Source organism: Candidatus Symbiopectobacterium sp. NZEC127 (assembly GCF_025962675.1).
GTDB lineage: Bacteria > Pseudomonadota > Gammaproteobacteria > Enterobacterales > Enterobacteriaceae > Symbiopectobacterium.
The window spans coordinates 1-589 of the sequence record NZ_JAGFPG010000057.1 but is presented as its reverse complement, the minus strand read 5'-3'; the positions used below and the strand labels follow the sequence as shown (position 1 = coordinate 589).

1 protein-coding gene is annotated in these 589 nt (G+C 40.7%); it reads left to right on the top strand.

Features of this window, described 5'->3' with window-relative positions:
• Positions 1 to 429, top strand: a 429-nt coding sequence (locus J5069_RS23905) for a hypothetical protein (protein ID WP_264646133.1), incomplete at its 5' end; no start/stop codon positions are given.
• Positions 430 to 589 lie beyond the last annotated feature (160 nt).

Sequence of the window (589 nt, the reverse complement as noted above, 5' to 3'; positions counted from 1 at the left end):
AGACGGTACACTTTTTCAATCGATAAGGTCGATATTTACAGTTTCGATACACCCAATAATTGGGATTCACTGTCTGAGTTATCATTCAATCAGTTGCCTTTGGTTGAAAACTACAACCTTATTGTTAAAAACTTCGCTGCCGATAATGATGTTGAGTTTACAAAAAAATTTCCAGATACCAAGATAAAAGATAACTATGGTGGGGATGAAGTTATGGATTATAGCTGCTTTTTTTTAGAGAGAAATCCAGACATCAAACTCACCTTGCTTGAGTATGGTCTTTTCGATCTGAATATCACCAACGCTTTTGTAAACGACATGGAGGCTCAACTCAAAGGCGATGATGATAGAATAGGAAAGATCAATTACCGACTGATCACCTTGCAAGTGTCACTCAACTATCTTGAGAGCAGGGATTGTATGGCGTGATATATTTATCGGCAGTGGGGTTTTACGTTCGTTGGTACCACCCCACAGCCGACGATATTTCACGTTACCCGTCACTCTTCAATGCGGTAAAGCTGCTGCTGCTTTCGATTGGTTTCCCTCCCTGATGCTTACGCTGGCCGATTTCTTCGATAATCAATGC